1 pseudogene is annotated in these 332 nt (G+C 44.0%); it reads right to left on the minus strand.

Features of this window, described 5'->3' with window-relative positions:
- A pseudogene (locus AB4585_RS23710) lies at positions 1 to 232 on the minus strand (XRE family transcriptional regulator); the annotation flags it as partial.
- Between the last annotated feature and the right edge of the window lie 100 nt (positions 233 to 332).

The raw sequence follows: 332 nt of genomic DNA on the forward strand, positions 1-332 counted from the left end.
TAGCACCTTGATGATAGTAAATACGAACCCATGGGTCGGTGATATCTTGCATTGCAATTGACTCATCTAGAGCCTGTTTGCCACCAAGAACGTACAAATGCGCATTCTTTACCCATTCTCGCTGATACTCGCTAAGGCGTGAATATCGAATCACCTCTTCGCTAGTGACCGGATAATCATAAAACGTATTCTCTTTTTCAAACAACATCTCAAAGGTCTTTGCTCGGTTCATGAGTTGTTGCTCGGCTTGATCATATTGGTAATCAGCAGAGAAAAAATGTGCAAGCCCCACGCGACGCAATATTGAGGGGGTAACCTTTCCTCTCTCCCAT

Source organism: Vibrio sp. 10N.222.49.C9 (assembly GCF_041474985.1).
GTDB lineage: Bacteria > Pseudomonadota > Gammaproteobacteria > Enterobacterales > Vibrionaceae > Vibrio > Vibrio crassostreae_C.